Here is a 15,101-nt window from a genome sequence, read left to right as displayed (position 1 = left end):
GATTCCGTTGGAGAGATTGTACCGCGCCGCCCCGGCGCCCGCGCGCTCAGGCGTGCGCGGCCCGGTCGAAGGCGCGCCGCACCAGCGCGCGGGCCTGGCGCGCACTGTGCTCGACGGTCTCGAAATGCAAGGCGCCGCCCACGTACCACACCTGCCCGTCGCCCTGCAGCGCCGCGACCCGCTCGAAGAAACGCTGGCCCAGCGCGGTATCGTCCACGTGCGGGAAGTAGTCCCATTCCTGGCGCAGTGCCACCCGTTCCAGGCGCCCGCCCTGGCGCGCGATGTCGTCGGCCAGCAGCGCCGTGAGCGCCTGCGCCGAGGCGGCGCGCGGCGCCAGCTGCCAGCCCAGGTACATCGGCAGCGCCGGGTTGCGGTTGGCCCAGGCGTTCATATGGCCGCAGCGCGCGGCCACCTCGTTCTCGTGCAGGAACAGGAACTCGCCGGTGGCCAGACCGCTGGCGGCGAATGCGCTGACGACGTAGCGGTGGCTGCGCAACTGGCCGAACAGCACGCGTTCGGCATCGCTCAGCGCCACGAACGAGCCCGCCGTGTGCAGCGGCGCGGCCACGATCGCGGCCGCGTAGGCTTGTTCCACGCCCCCGGCCGTGATCCGCACGCCGCCGTCGGCCGCGCGCCGCAGCGCCGTCACGGGCGTGCCGAGGCGCACGTCCAGCTCCCGCGCCAGCGCTTCCCACAGGCCCTGGAAGCCTTGCGGGAACATGAAGAACTCGCCCGGGCGCAAGCCGCCCTGCCCGTCCGGTCGCAGCAGCCAGCCGATCAGCTTCATGTAATAGCAGGCCGGCACGGTGTCGTAGTAGCCGTAGCCGAAACCGACCAGCGCGCCACGGGCCAGCTCCGCCACCGGGGCGAAGCCGTGCAACGCGGCGTAGCGCTCGAACGGCAGCTGCAGGTCGCCGTCGATCGACGAGAGGTCGCTGTCGTTCAAGGCCGCGCAACGCGCCAGCGCATCGGCATAGGCCGCGATGGCCCGGGCGATGGTCGCAGCGTCGTAGCGGCTGGCCAGGAAGCCGGCGGCATCGTGGCGCCGGCCATGCTCGTCCAGGTAGTGCTGCGGCACCGGATAGGCCGCGTAGGGGATGTCGAAGCGGCGCGCCAGCCCCAGTACCAGGTCGCACTCGCTCGAAGCCAGCACGGCGCCCATCTCGACGATGCCGGCGGGCGTGGGCACGGAGCAGACCTTGCCACCGACCCGCTCATTGGCCTCGAACACGGTAACGTTGGCATACCCCAGCTGGGCCAGGGTGTCGGCCGCGCACAGCCCGGCCGGGCCGGCGCCGACGACGGCGATCGGATCGCTGCGTTTCATGCAATCTCCTGTTGTGCGATGGGTGTCGCGGTTTCCTGCACGGCGCGCAGCAGCCGGTCGGCCTCGATCCATGCCGCCAGCGGCGCCGGCACCGGCGGCGAAACGGGATCGGCGCCCAGCACGCGGCACATTTCCGCGCTGCCGACCACGCCCTGCGGCCCGACGATGCCGCCGCGCCCATGGCCGGAAGCCACCACCCGGCCATCGTGCACGAACTCGAAGCGCACGTAGGCCCAGCGTTCGTCCCAGCAGTCGATGGCGAAGCGCAGCGTATAGCGCCGCAGCGGCTTGAGGGCACGCCGGAAGGCGATCATCGAGCCCGTCATCATCGGTCGCCAGCGCCGGCGCAGCGCCGGCCCGACGAAGCCGGCCCGCGTCATGTACTCGACCAGCGCCAGGTCGACGATGGTCAGGTAGCGCCCGTTGTTCATGTGGCCGTTCAGATCCAGGTCGTTCGGCAGCACCGTCAGGCGCAGCTCGATGGTGTCGCCCAGCCGGATGCGCGGCTTGCGCCGCGCACCCAGCCAGACCAGCAGCAGGCGCCAGTACAGGTTCATCAGCCGGCGACCGGTTCGGCCGCCGCCGGGGCCGGGGCGGTGCGCCGCGCGTGACCGGCGACATGACGCAGCACGGCCTGTGTCTCCGGCTGCAGGAACGCGTCCACGAACGCCTCCAGCGGCAGCGCGTCGATGTCGGCGAACTGGCTGGCCAGGTCGTTGCGGGCGATGGCGCGCGTTTCGAACATGCCGCGGCGCGGCAAGGCCAGCAACTCGCGCAGGCGGCTGGCGGCAGTGTCGACCACCAGGGCCGGGTCGGCCAGTTCGTCCACCAGTCCCATGTCCAGCGCCTGGACCGGGTCGAGCATGCGCCCGAACACCAGCAGCCGCTCGGCGTTCAGCGCCCCCACCACGCGGCGCACCGCGTAATGGAAGCACTCCGGCAGCGCGACGCCGACCCGTACTTCGTTCAGGCCCACGTGCCAGGCGCCGCGCGCCATGACCCGGTAGTCGCAGAACACGGCCAGCAGCGCGCCGGCGGCCATGCAGTGGCCGGTGACGGCCGCGAAGATCGGCACCGGCGAGCGCGCCATCTCGGCCGCCAGCAGGAACACCTGCTGCCAGTACTCGCGCACGTCGGCACGGTCGCCTTCGAGTAAAGCGGCAATGTCCACGCCGGCCGAGAAGACGCCGGGCGCGCCGGACAGCAGCACGCCGCGCTGGCCGCTGTCGCGGGCCTGGGCCAGCGCCTGGCGCAGCGCGCGCAGCACGCCGACGTCGATCAGGTTGATGGGAGGACGGGCGATGCGCAGCTCGGTGATGCTGGCATCGTGGGCAAGGATGTCGAGCATGGTGGTCTCCGCTCAGGCGTCGATGATGTTGTATTTCACGCACCAGTCGTGCACGTCGCGGAAGCGTTCCTGGTTCAGGCGGCGGTTGTTGGGGGAGTTGCGCACCGCTTCGATGGCCGCCTTGTCGTCCGGCTGGATCGGGAAGTGGAACGAGGTGTGGCGGGCGATCTCCGGCATGTAGCTGTATTCGGCCAGCAGGAAGCCGTAGCCCTTGCGGAAGAAGGCGCACATCTCGGCCATCTCGTCCTTCGGCGCGGTGGCGAAGTAGTTCTCGCACACGGTACGGGCGAAGGCGATATGGCGCGTCTCCTCGGTATGGTGTTCGCGGAACATCTTGCGTGTCAGCGGGTCGATCGCATCGGTCTGGGTCTGGTAGATCGAATTGAGCTCGGCGAACCATTCGATCAGGAGGTTCCAGCAGACGCCGTAGACCGGATGGCGCCCGGCCAGCTGGTTCTCGAACAGCGAGTAGTTGGGAATGTTCTCCGGATGGCTCCACATCTTCAGGTTGGCCGCTTGCAGGTAGCGCCGGAACATCAGCGTGTGCACGATTTCCTCGCGCGAGAACACCAGCATGTATTCGCGCACCTCGTCGGCCAGCGTGCCGTGGTACTTGTTGACGTAGCCGACGTACAGCTCGGGCAAGGTCTGCTCCAGCCAGATGAAATACGACACGTCACGGCCCGTCTCCAGCCACAGCACCTCGTTGCGCTGCTCGGGCGTCAGCATGTCCCAGTACTCGGTGCCGTAGATCCAGCTCGACTCGGCCAGCTTGGGCAGCTTGGAGAAATCGATGCCGGTCTCCCAGTCGACGACCTTGTCGAGGAACAGGAGGTTGCGGTGCGACGCATTGATCAAGGTGCGCACGGTCTTCTGGCTGCGCTCATCGAGCACGATCGGGCTGGCGGCGGGTGCGGGTGCAACGGTGGTCATGGCTTCCATACTGGTCTCCTTCAGGTGGGTTGTTCGAATTGGACAGCGTAGGTGACACTTGGGATGTTGCGGGTCAGGCCGCGAGCGCGCTCTCGCGCAGCTCGCGGCGCAGGATCTTGCCGACGTTCGTCTTCGGCAGCGCATCGCGGAATTCGATGTACTTGGGCTTCTTGTAGCCGGTCAGCTGCTCGCGGCAGTAGTCCATCAGCTGCGCACTGGTCAGCGCCGGGTCCTTGCGCACGACGAACAACTTGACGGCCTCGCCCGAGGCGGCGTCCGGCACGCCCACGCAGGCGCATTCGAGCACGCCGGGATGGGCCGCGATGACGCCCTCGATCTCGTTCGGATAGACGTTGAAGCCGGACACCAGGATCATGTCCTTCTTGCGGTCGACGATGCGCACGTAGCCGCGTTCGTCCATGATGCCGATGTCGCCCGACTTGAAGAAGCCGGCTGGTGTCATCACCTTCGCCGTCTCGTCGGGCCGGTTCCAGTAGCCGCTCATCACCTGCGGGCCGCGAATGGCGATCTCGCCGGCCTGGCCGAGCGGTACCGGATGGCCGTCGTCGTCGACGATCGCCACGTCGGTGGACGGCACCGGCAAGCCGATGGTGCCGGTAAAGACGGTCAGGTTGGGCGGGCACAGCGTCGCCGTGGGCGAGGTCTCGGACAGGCCATAGCCTTCCAGGATCGGGCAGCCGGTCACCTTCAGCCAGCGGTCGTTGACGACCTGCTGCACCGCCATGCCGCCACCCAGCGTGATGCGCAAGCCGGAAAAATCGATCTTGTCCAGGCCCGGCTGGTTCAAGAGGCCATTGAACAGCGTATTCACACCAGGGAAAAAGTTGACGCGGTACTTGGCCAGCTCGCGCACGAAGCCTGGCATGTCGCGCGGATTGGGAATCAGGATGTTCATCGCGCCCCAGCGCGCGCCCATCAGCACGCAGGCATTCAGTGCCAGGATGTGGTACAGCGGCAGCGCGCACACGGTCACGGGTCCATCGCCGGCGGCGACGTCGCCCAGGGCCGGCACCGACCAGGCGTCGTTCTGCAGCACGTTGGCGATGACGTTGCGGTGCGTCAGCGTTGCCCCTTTCGACAGGCCCGTGGTGCCGCCCGTGTACTGCAGGAAGGCGATGTCGTCATGCCCCAGCGCCACCGGCGGCAGGGTCAGGCCGGCGCCTTCGGCCAGCATGCGGCGAAATGGCACGGCACCGGGCAGCGCGAACGCCGGCACCATCTTCTTCACCTTGCGCACGACGAAATTGACCAGCGTGCCCTTGGCCAGGCCCAGCATGTCGCCCATCGAGCCCACCACCACATGCCGGACCGCGGTGCGCGGCAGTACCTTCTCCAGCGTGTCGGCGAAGTTCTCCAGCAGGACGATGGCCTCGGCGCCGGAGTCGCGCAGCTGGTGTTCCAGCTCACGCGGCGTGTACAGCGGATTGACGTTGACGACGGTGCAGCCGGCGCGCAGGATGGCGGCCACGGCGATCGGATACTGCAGCACATTGGGCATCATGATGGCGACGCGCGCGCCCTTCCCCAGCCCGCGCTGGCGCAGCCATGCGGCCATGGCGCGCGAATGGCGGTCCAGGTCGCGGTAGGTCAGGAAGCGGTCCATGCACACATAGGCGCGGCGCCCGGCGTACCGTTCGAACGACTCCTCGAGCAGCTGGGTCAGCGAGCGATACTGGGCGGGATCGATGGTGGCCGGCACGCCAGCTGGGTAGGACTTCAGCCAGATCGGTTCATTCGTCATTGTTGATGGTCTCCTCTCTCATGCGCATCAAAGCGTGCGTTCTTTCAGCGGCGGCCGGTCCCGCCACCGTATCGATTTCCTCCGGGGTCAGCGCGCGGCCGTCGGCCGACAGGATGTGCACGCCCGCGATCGGAGCGCCGGTGGCCCGCTCGATCAGCTTGACGCGCGCGCCGTCCGGATGCGGCACCCACTGTTCGCCCCACATCGTCATCGCCGTCAGGATCGGATACAGCGCATAACCCTTGGGCGTCAGGCGGTAGTGCACCACGCGCGCGTCGGTGTCTGAAGGCTCGCGCGTGAAGATGCCGCTGTCGACCAGCCGCGCCAGCCGGCGCGTGAGGACATTGGTGCTGATCCCCAGGCGCTGCTGGAACTCCTGGAACCGGCTGGCGCCGCAGAAGGCGTCGCGCAGGATGACGAACGTCCACCATTCCCCGACCTGCTCCAGGGTCTGGGCGATCGGACAGTTCATCTCGATGAAGGAACCTTTGGTCATGGCGTCTTGTTTGGTAAATATGCAAGTTACTGTAGGAAAATCACTCTCTTTAAACAAGTGATTTTTTAGATCAGGGGCTCTAGGTTTTTTTGCAACAGGATTTGATGAGGGGGACTGTCGGGTGCGGACTAAACCCGGCCTGCAGCGCAACACGAGGCGCGGCGCTGCGATTTCCTAACACCCGAGGGCGGAGGGTGGCGCTATCTGGGCTGAATGGTGCCGGGCTTCGCGGCGGGCGAAAGCGCCGACCCAGTGCCCCTGGAGAGCACGATCGCGGTTTTCCATATATCCCGAGAATTACCGCACGCGGACCATATCCCGTAAACGAAACTCAGGTATTCGGTGTCAAAATGAAATTCGTTAGCCCGGCTTCGAATCTCCAGGGGCCAGTATGGATCTGCCTGCCGCATTCGTGTCCATACCCCGCCAAACGCTTCGCACCGGCGGCCAGCGCAAGATTCATGCGCCGAATCTCTGCGCTGTTCGCACCAGGCGCAGCTCCCAGTTTCACTACCTGGACAGCCACCTTCCCGCCACTGGGCATCCTCTCGTGGCCATGGATTTCGGTGGTGCTTTACTTCACGCCAGAGGCCGTGTCAGCTGCGAACGCCGACGCCGGCTTCAAGAGCAGCCCACGCATCCAGGCCAAGATCACGAACCGCGTCATGGCAAGCTGGGCCAGCGCGGCGGTGATGCGTCAATCAGGGCACCGCTCATGAATCGGTGGCGGCCTTCCTCTTGGCGCGCGCCTTGCATTCGGGCTCGTTCTTCGCTGTGTTCGAGCACAGGCGCGCGCGGCATTGCTCTTCACCCGCGGCGTTGTACTGGCGACAGCTCTTGAGCTGTTGGGCGGGCGTGCTCTTCCTGGGAATCTGGCTGTTCGGCTGCACATGCGCCATCAGCGCGGCCAGCACGGTGGCATCCTTGTCCGGTGCCGGCTGCTTGGGCTGAGGCGCGGCCTTGGGCTTCTCGCGGGCCGGCTTTTCCTTGGGCGGCTTCTTCTTTACCTCGTTCCTGGCCGGCTCCTTCGCCTCCGCCTTCTTCGCGGTCGCGCGTTCTTCCCCATCCTTCTTGCTGGGGCGCTCCAGCGCCTGCGTCAGTGGATCGGGGCGCTCCGCCGCCTTGGCGCTGGGCGCAGCCAGCATCTCCTTCAGCGAGGGCTGCTTGTCCGGCGGCGCGACGGCGCCCGGCGCGACGGCGCCCGGCGCACCGGCGCCCGGCGCATCCTGCAGAATCGCCGCCGTCGATACGTCCGACTGCGCGGCGGCGGACGGGGTCGCCGCCATCCTGGCCGTAGGCGCCGCGGGCGGCGGCGCCGTCACTGCTGCCACACTTTCGTCATCCGGCACGCTGGCCATCCAGGCGAGCGTGCCGCCCGCGAGCGCGATGACACCGGCACCGAGCGCGCCCAACCATGCCAGGCTGCGCCCCCGCTTGCGGTTGCCCGCTGGCCGCGCCGCATTCGGCTGGCCGGCAGGCTTCGCCGCCTTGGCGGCTTTGGCAGGCTTGGCCGCCTTGCCGTCCAGGGCGCCCAGCACGCTGCGCCCGTCCGCCGCTCCCTCCTGCTCCGTCGAGAGCAGGCTGGGCCGGCTAGCGCCGGCGGGGCGATCGTCTTTACTGACCAAGATACACTCCTTGCTTATTTTGTATTACTTTTTCGATTACTTTACAGGAGTCAAGAACAAAAGGCCCCATCTTCGGAAATATTTTTTACGCAAGGCCGATATTTTATTCAATTGTGCGAGACATTGCTATAACGGTAAGTTATACTTGAGAGCAATGCTTTGAAGATACGAACAATACTCCGCTGTCGACTGGAGAAGTGGCTGTGTGGCTGCTGGCGATAATTCTTTATTTTGTACTGGCCTGTCTCGTCAGCTGGATGATCCTGTTCCCCGCCGGACGCGAGTTCATGCTGAATGGACTGGGCTCGACCATCCGCCGCCTGCGGCGCGGCGCGGGCGAGCTCGCCCAGCGCCGCCTGCGTGAGGCCGAGGCCCTGCGCCACAGCGGCAGCGCCACGGCCAGTGCACTGGGCGACTTCCTGCGCCGCCATTACCTGCTGTGCGCCGGCGGTATCGCGCTGCTGTTCCTGCCGCCCCTGCTGGCCATCGTGCTGGGCAGCCGTTCCACGCTGAGCGGCTACGAAACCTCCACCCGGGAAGTCAATACGCAGGTCGCGGAGCTGCTGCAGGGCGAGCAACTGGTGCCGCCGCCGCCGCTGCCGCCCTTGGTATTTGCTCAGGCGCAAGCCGAAGTGGCGCAGGAGCGGCCGATGCTCGTGACGGCAAGCCGCGACTGGGGCATGATGCACGCGGAGTACACGCAGCGTCTGCTGATGGTCTTCAAGATCATGAAGGAGAAACACGGCTATGACATGGCGATCCTGGAAGGCTACCGGAGCCCGGAGCGCCAGAACCGCCTCGCGGCGATGGGGGCCAGCGTGACCAATGCGGCCGCCTACCAGAGCTGGCACCAGTACGGCCTGGCCGCCGATTGCGCCTTCCTGCGCGATGGCAAGCTGGTGATCACGGAAAAGGACCCGTGGGCGATGCGCGGCTACCAGCTGTATGGCGAGGTGGCCGAGTCGATGGGCCTGACCTGGGGCGGACGCTGGAAGATGATGGATTTCGGGCACACGGAACTGCGTCTGCCCGGCGTGATGAGACGGAAGGAGTGACAACTATGGCAGGACCCCTGATCACACTGGGTGACAAGACGTCGCACGGCGGCACCTTCGTGGAGGCGTCGTCCATGTCCGATACTGGCGGCAAGGGCAGCGCGCGCGTCGGCGACAAGGCCACGTGCCCGATTCCAGGCCATGGCAACAACCAGATCGCCAGCGACGACCGGACCCTGATCATCGACGGCAAGCCGGCCGCGCGCCATGGCGACAAAACCGCCTGCGGCGCCACGCCGATCGCGGCGCAGCAGGCCAGCATCGATAAAGTGTGACGATGCTGGCACGATTCAAGCCTCTTTTCATTACTGTCGCCGCCTTCGCTTCCTGCTGGGCAGGTGTGATCTGGCACCGGCGCGCCAGCAACCGCGAGCCCGGCACGGGCGACCTGGTGGCCCGGCTGCTGGTGCTGCCGCTCGCGCTGCTGCTGGCCGACCCGGTCCAGGCCGCGCTGCTGGCGCCGGACGAGCCGCCCGTGCTGCTGCGCGCTGCCGCCAGCGCGCAGCTGGCCGACTCCGCCGACACGGTCAAGCGCCCCGCGCCGGGCGTGCTGGACGGCCTGGTCGCCGACCTGCTCGCGAGCACGCGCTGCGAACCGTCGGACATCGCCGCGCTGGCGGCCGATACCGACCACCGCGGCAACCGCACCATGGAACTGATGGACCTCGTCTCGAACCGCTTCAAGCAGCTCGACGCGAGCGCCGACCTGGCCAGTGTCGGCATGGCCTGCGGCAGCAGCGGCGCCGCCACCTACCTGACGGCCCTGGTGCTGGCGCGCCAGGACGTGACCGAACGCGGCGCCCCGGTGCTCTGCATCGGCAACCTCGACCCGTACCGCCGTGACGCCGCCCTGCTGGCGCCTGGCACCGAAGTATGATCTACCCCGCGAAAACGACTCTCATATGATGCAAAAAACCTGGGAATTCCTGACATCGCGCCGCAGCCTGATCGTGATCGGCTGGCTGGCCTTTGCCGCCACCTTGTTCATCGCGGCCACGCTGCTGCAATGGCCGGCCAGCGTGCCGTGGACGGTCATGGCGGTGGCGCTGCTGTTCGGCGCCATCGTCTGGCTGTGGCGCCGCTACCGCCGCCGCCAGCGTGCCGACCAGCTGGGCGACATGCTCGAACAGCAGGCCAAGGCGCCGGCGCCGGTGCAGGCCGATCCGGTGCACCGCCAGGAAACGGAAGTGATCCGCAAGCGCCTGCTGGAAGCCATCGGCACCATCAAGAGTTCCAAGCTGGGCCAGCTCTCGGGCGACGCGGCGCTGTACGAGCTGCCGTGGTACATGGTCATCGGTAACCCGGCCGCCGGCAAGAGCACGGCGATCGCCAGCTCCGGCCTGCAGTTCCCGTTCGCGGATACGAAAATCGTGCACGGCGTGGGCGGCACCCGCAACTGCGACTGGTTCTTCACCACCGAAGGCATCCTGCTCGACACGGCCGGCCGCTACTCCGTGGTGGACGAGGACCGCGCCGAGTGGTTCGGCTTCCTCGACCTGCTGAAGAAGCACCGCAAGAAGGCGCCGATCAACGGCGTCATCATCGCCGTCAGCATCGCGGAGCTGACGCGCAACCGTCCCGAATTCGCCATCGAGCTGGCCAAGAACCTGCGCCAGCGCGTGCAGGAACTGACCGAGCGCCTGGAAGTGCACGCGCCGGTCTACGTCGTGTTCACCAAGGCCGACCTGATCACCGGCTTCAACGAATTCTTCCAGGACAGCGAGCGCAGCGAACGCGATCGGGTCTGGGGCGCCACCCTGCCCTACAGCCAGACGGCCAGCTCCGAACAGCTGCTGGACCAGTTCGACACGCGCTTCGACGAGCTGTATGACGGCCTGAAGGACCTGTCGCTGGCGAACATGTCGCTGCAATGGCGCGAACGGATGCCGCCGGGCGTGTTCACATTCCCGCTCGAATTCTCCTCCATCAAGCCGGCGCTGCGCTCGTTCATCGCCACCCTGTTCGAGGAAAACCCCTACCAGTTCAAGCCCGTGTTCCGTGGCTTCTACTTCACCAGCGCGCTGCAGGAAGGCGAGACGGTGTCGGCCTCGTCGCACCGCGTGGCGCAGCGCTTCGACCTGCGCCTGCAGCCGCAGCAGCACGAGGAACTGCACCAGCAGCAGGGCTACTTCCTCCTGAACCTGTTCCGCAAAGTGATCTTCGCCGACAAGGACCTGGTGGCGCAATACGCCAGCCCGGCCAAGACGCGCGTGCGTTACGCGATGTTCTTCGCCGCGATGGCGTTCGTCGGCCTGGCCCTGGGCGGCTGGAGCTGGTCGTTCATGAACAACCGCCAGCTGGTGGCCAACGTGCAGGCGGACCTGGACCAGGCCATCAAGTTGCAGCAGAAGAGCATCGATTTGCAGTCGCGCCTGCAGGCGCTGGAGATCCTGCAGGACCGCATCGAACAGCTCGATCGCTACGAGGACAGCCGGCCGCTGTCGCTGGGCCTGGGCCTGTACCAGGGCGACGTGTTGAACCGCAAGCTGCGCGAGGAATACTTCAACGGCGTGCGCGAAGTGATGCTCAAACCGGTCGGCCAGTCGCTCGAGACCTTCCTGGCGGAAGTCAACAACAACGCCGGCCAGCTGCAGCCGATGACGAAGCCGGTGACCGCGGCCAGCGGCGCTCCCGCCGCCACCGGCGACAGCGCGGCCGTCAACAATGGCGCCATGCAGTTCAAGGACGCGTCGCCGGCGAACGCCGAAGACGCCTACAACGCCCTCAAGACTTACCTGATGCTGACCGATAAGTCGCGTGCCGAGGCGGCGCACCTGAACGACCAGCTGACCCGCTTCTGGCGCGTCTGGCTCGATTCGAACCGCGGTGCGATGCCGCGCGAGCAGATGATCCGCAGCGCCGAGCGCCTGATCTCGTTCTACCTGGCGCAGGTGGCCGACCCGGCCTGGCCGCAGCTGGAAGGCAAGCTGGCCCTGGTCGACCAGACCCGCGACAACCTGCGCCGCGTGGTGCGCGGCATGCCGGCGCGCGAACGCGTGTATGCCGACATCAAGGCGCGCGCCGCCACCCGCTTCCCGTCGATGACGGTGGCGCGCATCGTCGGCGAGCAGGACAAGGACATCGTGCTGGGCAGCTATGCGATCCCCGGCACGTTCACCCGCGCCGCCTGGGAAGGCTTCGTGCAGGAAGCGATCAAGGAAGCCGCCAACCACGAGCTGTCGGCGGCGGACTGGGTGCTGAAGACCTCGTCCAACACCGACCTGACCCTGGAAGGCAGCCCGGAACAGATCCAGAAGGCGCTGACGGAGCTGTACAAGAACGACTACGCCAAGGAATGGACCAAGTTCGTGCAGGGAGTGACGATCCGCGACCTGGACGGCTTCGGCGCCGCCACCGCCGCGATGAACCGCCTGGGCGATCCGCAGAATTCGCCGATCACGAAACTGGTGACGACCGTCTACGAGCAGACCTCGTGGGACAATCCGTCGCTGCTCGACGCCGGCATCCAGCGCGCCCAGCGCGGCATCAGCGGCTGGTTCCGCGAGACGATCCTGCGCCAGAAGCCGTCGCAGATCAACGTCAACCTGCCGACCAATCCCGTGCAGAACGCGGCCCTGCCGCTGGGCCCTGTCGGCCGCGAATTCGCCGGCGTGGCGCGTCTCGTCGTCAACAAGGACAATACCTCGCTGATGCGCGGCTACATCGACCAGATGTCGAAACTGCGTGCGCGCCTGAACCAGATCAAGAACCAGGGCGACCCGGGTCCTGGCGCCAAGCAGCTGATGCAGCAGACCCTGGACGGTTCCGGCTCGGAGCTGGCCGAGGCGCTGAAGTATGTCGACGAGCAGATGCTGGTCGGCATGACGGACGCGCAGAAGAACGCCATCCGCCCGGTGCTGGTGCGCCCGCTGATGCAGACCTTCGCCGTCATCGTCAAGCCGACCGAGGCCGAGATCGACAAGGTCTGGCAGGCCCAGGTCGTGCAGCCGTTCAGCAAGAACCTGGCGCTGAAGTATCCGTTCGCGCCGGAGTCGAAGCTGGAAGCGACCAACGCCGAGATCGGCGAGATGTTCGGTCCGGAAGGCGCCATCGCCAAGTTCTTCAACACGACGATCGGCCCGCTGGTGGTGCGCCGTGGCGACGTGCTGAGCGCGAAGACGTGGGCCGACATGGGCATCCACCTGGAGCCGTCCGTGATCGCCAACTTCCCGGGCTGGGTGGCGCCGCTGTCGGCCGGCGGTGTGGCCAGCCAGGCCGCCGCCGCGCCGGGCGAACCGCAGACGCTGTTCGACGTGCAGGCGCTGGGCGCCACCGGCGCGACCGAGTTCACGCTGGAGATCGATGGCCAGGCGCTGCGCTGGCGCGGCCAGCCGCAGCCATGGGTCAAGATGCGCTGGCCGAATCCGACCGGCCTGCCGGGCGCCCGCATCAAGGCCATCACGCCGGCCGGCAACACGGTCGTGCTGCTGGACGAATCGGGCCGCGACGGCCTGCGCAAGATGATCGACGCGGCGCGCCGCACCCGCCGCGACAACGGCGTGTTCGAACTGGCCTGGAGCAATACCGGCGTGACGGTGACGGCCAACCTGAAGATCGTCGGCCAGGTCACCCCACCGCCGCAGGCCGCCGTGCCGCAGTCGGGCACCAACTTCAAGCGCCTGCGCCTGCCGGAGACGATCATCGCCGCCGCCCCGGCGGCCCCGGCGCCAACGCCGGCCCCGGCCCCGGGAGCCCCCGCCCCCGTCGTGCCGGCACCGGCCGCGCCGGTACCGACGCGCAGCGCCGGCGCCACCGTGGGAGCCATGCAATGAGCCGCGGCATGACGCCGATCTCGGTCGGCTACTTCGGCAAGATCCCCAGCCGCGGCGACTTCGTCAAGGCCAGCGACAGCCCCGCCCTGATCAAGGTGCTGGACGACTGGCTGTCGCAGGCGATGGACCTGATGAGCACCGACGCGCGCTGGCGCCTGCACTATGACGCCGTGACGCCGCTGCACTTCGCCTTCGTCGGCCCGCGCCGGCGTCATGCGATCGGCGGCCACATCGTGGCCAGCACCGACCAGTCGAACCGCCGCTATCCGTTCATGATGATGAGCGCGATGGAGGTGGCCGACCCGGGCGCCTTCGTGCCGAACGCCCCGCTGGTACTAACGCGCCTGTGGAACCGGCTGGAAGCGATGACGGTCGGCGTGCGCGCGGCCGGCGACCCGGCCATGGCGCTGCAAAGCGCGACCAGCCAGCAGATCGAACTGGACCTGGGCGCGGCCGCCTACGATGCCGCGTTCGAAGACTTCCTGGAACTGCAGACCGTCGGCGCGCTGGACACGATGCTGGAGCAGGCCGGCTACCGCGCCTCGGCGCGGCAGATCCTGCTGGCACTGGGCATGCTGCTGCAGCCAGTGCTGGCCAGTAGCTCGAGCCGGCTGGAAAAAAGCCTGCAACTGCCGCTGCCGGAAGACCCGGTCTACCGCAATCTGGTGGCGGCGTTCTGGATGCACTTGATCACGCCGTTCCTGGCACGCGCCGATTTCGAGCTGGCACTGTTCGTCACGCGCCTGGCCAACAAGCCGGCCCTAGTGCTGGGCTTCTCCGGCGCCTCGGCGCAGACGCTGCGGGCCATCATGGACCCGCAGACGGCGCTGGAACGGCACATCGACTTCGACCAGCTGGACTGGGTGGAAGAGCAGATCGACACCGACTACGCGATCAAGAAGCTGTCCACCTACCTGGCGCAAGGCAACCTGTCCCTCAAGTCCGCGCTCGACTCGGTCGGCACGGCGTTTATCGGAACCTGAACATGCGATTCATCCCTACCCTCGTCACCGCCGCGACCCTGGCCGCCTGCTGCGGCATGGCCGCGGCCCAGAACGTGGCGCCGGCCCTGGCGACGCCCGAGCCGGGCCAGGTCACCGTCAGCGGCACCGTGCCGGACGACGCCAGCAAGGCCGCAGTGCTGGCCAAGCTGCGCGAACTGTACGGCGCCGACAAGGTGGTCGACCAGATCGCCGTCGGCCCCGTCTCGATGCCGGCCAACTGGAACGGCTACGTGCAGAAGCTGATCACGCCGGAGCTGAAGCAGATCAGCAAGGGCCAGCTGAAGATCGACGGCAATACCGTCAGCCTGCGCGGCGAGGTGGCCAACGAGGCGCTGCGCCAGCGCATCGCCAGCAACGTGGCGACCAGCCTGAATCCGACCTACACGGTCAACAACGGCCTGCGCGTGTCGGCCGCCGACCAGGCCATCCTGGACAACACGCTGGCCAACCGCACCGTCGAATTCGAGAGCGGCAAGGCCACCTTGACGCCGGCCGGCAAGGCCATCGTCGACGAGATGCTGGCTGCGCTCTTGAAGATGAAGGGCCGCAAGGTCGAGATCATCGGCCACACCGACAGCGCCGGCCTGCGCTCGTCCAACCTGGCGCTGAGCCAGGCGCGCGCCGACACCGTCAAGGCGTACTTCGCCAGCCATGGCCTGAACGGCGACCTGCTGACGGCAACCGGCCAGGGGCCGGACCGCCCCATCGCCAGCAACGACACGGCCGACGGCCGCGCGCGCAACCGCCGCATCGAATTCCGCATCTCACAATAAACCACC

General features: G+C 67.4%; 13 protein-coding genes. 6 read left to right on the top strand and 7 right to left on the bottom strand.

Annotated elements, in window-relative coordinates; translation table 11 throughout:
* Positions 1–46 precede the first annotated feature (46 nt).
* The 7 genes from E7V67_012745 to E7V67_012715 form a co-directional block, all read right to left on the bottom strand.
* A complete protein-coding gene (locus E7V67_012745; GenBank protein ID WUR15931.1) occupies positions 47–1,327 on the bottom strand; it encodes an FAD-dependent oxidoreductase in 1,281 nt (426 codons plus the stop codon).
* The gene (locus E7V67_012740; GenBank protein WUR15930.1) at positions 1,324–1,884 is read right to left on the bottom strand and encodes a thioesterase family protein; all 561 of its coding nucleotides are present in this window, start codon (positions 1,882–1,884) and stop codon (positions 1,324–1,326) included. Before E7V67_012740 ends, E7V67_012745 begins: the two co-directional genes overlap by 4 nt.
* Positions 1,884–2,675: an enoyl-CoA hydratase/isomerase family protein gene (locus E7V67_012735; protein WUR15929.1), complete on the bottom strand. Its 792-nt coding sequence runs from the start codon at positions 2,673–2,675 to the stop codon at positions 1,884–1,886. The genes E7V67_012740 and E7V67_012735 overlap by 1 nt, the downstream gene beginning before the upstream one ends.
* A 12-nt stretch (positions 2,676–2,687) precedes the next feature.
* Positions 2,688–3,617 (bottom strand): diiron oxygenase, encoded by a 930-nt coding sequence (locus E7V67_012730; protein ID WUR15928.1) that lies wholly within the window; start codon positions 3,615–3,617, stop codon positions 2,688–2,690.
* Positions 3,618–3,681: 64 nt separating this feature from the next.
* Positions 3,682–5,370, bottom strand: coding sequence for a long-chain-fatty-acid--CoA ligase (locus E7V67_012725; protein ID WUR15927.1), 1,689 nt, complete (start codon positions 5,368–5,370; stop codon positions 3,682–3,684).
* Entirely contained in the window at positions 5,360–5,866 is a 507-nt protein-coding gene (locus E7V67_012720) for a helix-turn-helix domain-containing protein (GenBank protein ID WUR15926.1), read from the bottom strand. Before E7V67_012720 ends, E7V67_012725 begins: the two co-directional genes overlap by 11 nt.
* Before the next feature lie 713 nt (positions 5,867–6,579).
* Positions 6,580–7,491, bottom strand: coding sequence for a hypothetical protein (locus E7V67_012715; protein ID WUR15925.1), 912 nt, complete (start codon positions 7,489–7,491; stop codon positions 6,580–6,582).
* A 203-nt stretch (positions 7,492–7,694) separates the two neighbouring features.
* Between E7V67_012715 and E7V67_012710 the strand changes: the two genes are divergently transcribed.
* The 6 genes from E7V67_012710 to E7V67_012685 are packed head-to-tail and all read left to right on the top strand — an operon-like array spanning position 7,695 to position 15,095.
* On the top strand, positions 7,695–8,546 hold the full coding sequence (locus E7V67_012710; protein ID WUR15924.1) for a M15 family metallopeptidase: 852 nt from the start codon (positions 7,695–7,697) through the stop codon (positions 8,544–8,546).
* 5 nt (positions 8,547–8,551) lie between these two features.
* Entirely contained in the window at positions 8,552–8,821 is a 270-nt protein-coding gene (locus E7V67_012705) for a PAAR domain-containing protein (protein ID WUR15923.1), read from the top strand.
* A 2-nt stretch (positions 8,822–8,823) separates the two neighbouring features.
* Positions 8,824–9,423 (top strand): hypothetical protein, encoded by a 600-nt coding sequence (locus tag E7V67_012700; protein WUR15922.1) that lies wholly within the window; start codon positions 8,824–8,826, stop codon positions 9,421–9,423.
* Positions 9,424–9,451: 28 nt separating this feature from the next.
* Positions 9,452–13,318: a type VI secretion system membrane subunit TssM gene (gene tssM, locus E7V67_012695; protein WUR16270.1), complete on the top strand. Its 3,867-nt coding sequence runs from the start codon at positions 9,452–9,454 to the stop codon at positions 13,316–13,318.
* Complete coding sequence (gene tagF / locus E7V67_012690) at positions 13,315–14,301, top strand: type VI secretion system-associated protein TagF (GenBank protein ID WUR15921.1); 987 nt, start codon at positions 13,315–13,317, stop codon at positions 14,299–14,301. The genes tssM and tagF overlap by 4 nt, the downstream gene beginning before the upstream one ends.
* A gap of 2 nt (positions 14,302–14,303) precedes the next feature.
* Positions 14,304–15,095 (top strand): OmpA family protein, encoded by a 792-nt coding sequence (locus E7V67_012685; GenBank protein WUR15920.1) that lies wholly within the window; start codon positions 14,304–14,306, stop codon positions 15,093–15,095.
* Positions 15,096–15,101 lie beyond the last annotated feature (6 nt).

The sequence above is a fragment of the [Empedobacter] haloabium genome, from assembly GCA_008011715.2.
Taxonomy (GTDB): domain Bacteria; phylum Pseudomonadota; class Gammaproteobacteria; order Burkholderiales; family Burkholderiaceae_D; genus Rugamonas; species Rugamonas haloabia.
The sequence above is the reverse complement of the archived record's forward strand: the minus strand, read 5'-3'. Positions and strand labels throughout refer to the sequence as shown.

What these genes read in the sequence shown, in the direction of transcription:
- tssM (WUR16270.1), top strand. Translation starts at nt 9,452, where the DNA reads ATGCAAAAAACCTGGGAATTCCTGACATCGCGCCGCAGCCTGATCGTG.
- E7V67_012730 (WUR15928.1), bottom strand. Translation starts at nt 3,617, where the DNA reads ATGGAAGCCATGACCACCGTTGCACCCGCACCCGCCGCCAGCCCGATC.
- E7V67_012720 (WUR15926.1), bottom strand. Translation starts at nt 5,866, where the DNA reads ATGACCAAAGGTTCCTTCATCGAGATGAACTGTCCGATCGCCCAGACC.
- E7V67_012745 (WUR15931.1), bottom strand. Translation starts at nt 1,327, where the DNA reads ATGAAACGCAGCGATCCGATCGCCGTCGTCGGCGCCGGCCCGGCCGGG.
- E7V67_012700 (WUR15922.1), top strand. Translation starts at nt 8,824, where the DNA reads ATGCTGGCACGATTCAAGCCTCTTTTCATTACTGTCGCCGCCTTCGCT.
- E7V67_012740 (WUR15930.1), bottom strand. Translation starts at nt 1,884, where the DNA reads ATGAACCTGTACTGGCGCCTGCTGCTGGTCTGGCTGGGTGCGCGGCGC.
- E7V67_012685 (WUR15920.1), top strand. Translation starts at nt 14,304, where the DNA reads ATGCGATTCATCCCTACCCTCGTCACCGCCGCGACCCTGGCCGCCTGC.
- E7V67_012735 (WUR15929.1), bottom strand. Translation starts at nt 2,675, where the DNA reads ATGCTCGACATCCTTGCCCACGATGCCAGCATCACCGAGCTGCGCATC.
- E7V67_012725 (WUR15927.1), bottom strand. Translation starts at nt 5,370, where the DNA reads ATGACGAATGAACCGATCTGGCTGAAGTCCTACCCAGCTGGCGTGCCG.
- E7V67_012705 (WUR15923.1), top strand. Translation starts at nt 8,552, where the DNA reads ATGGCAGGACCCCTGATCACACTGGGTGACAAGACGTCGCACGGCGGC.
- tagF (WUR15921.1), top strand. Translation starts at nt 13,315, where the DNA reads ATGAGCCGCGGCATGACGCCGATCTCGGTCGGCTACTTCGGCAAGATC.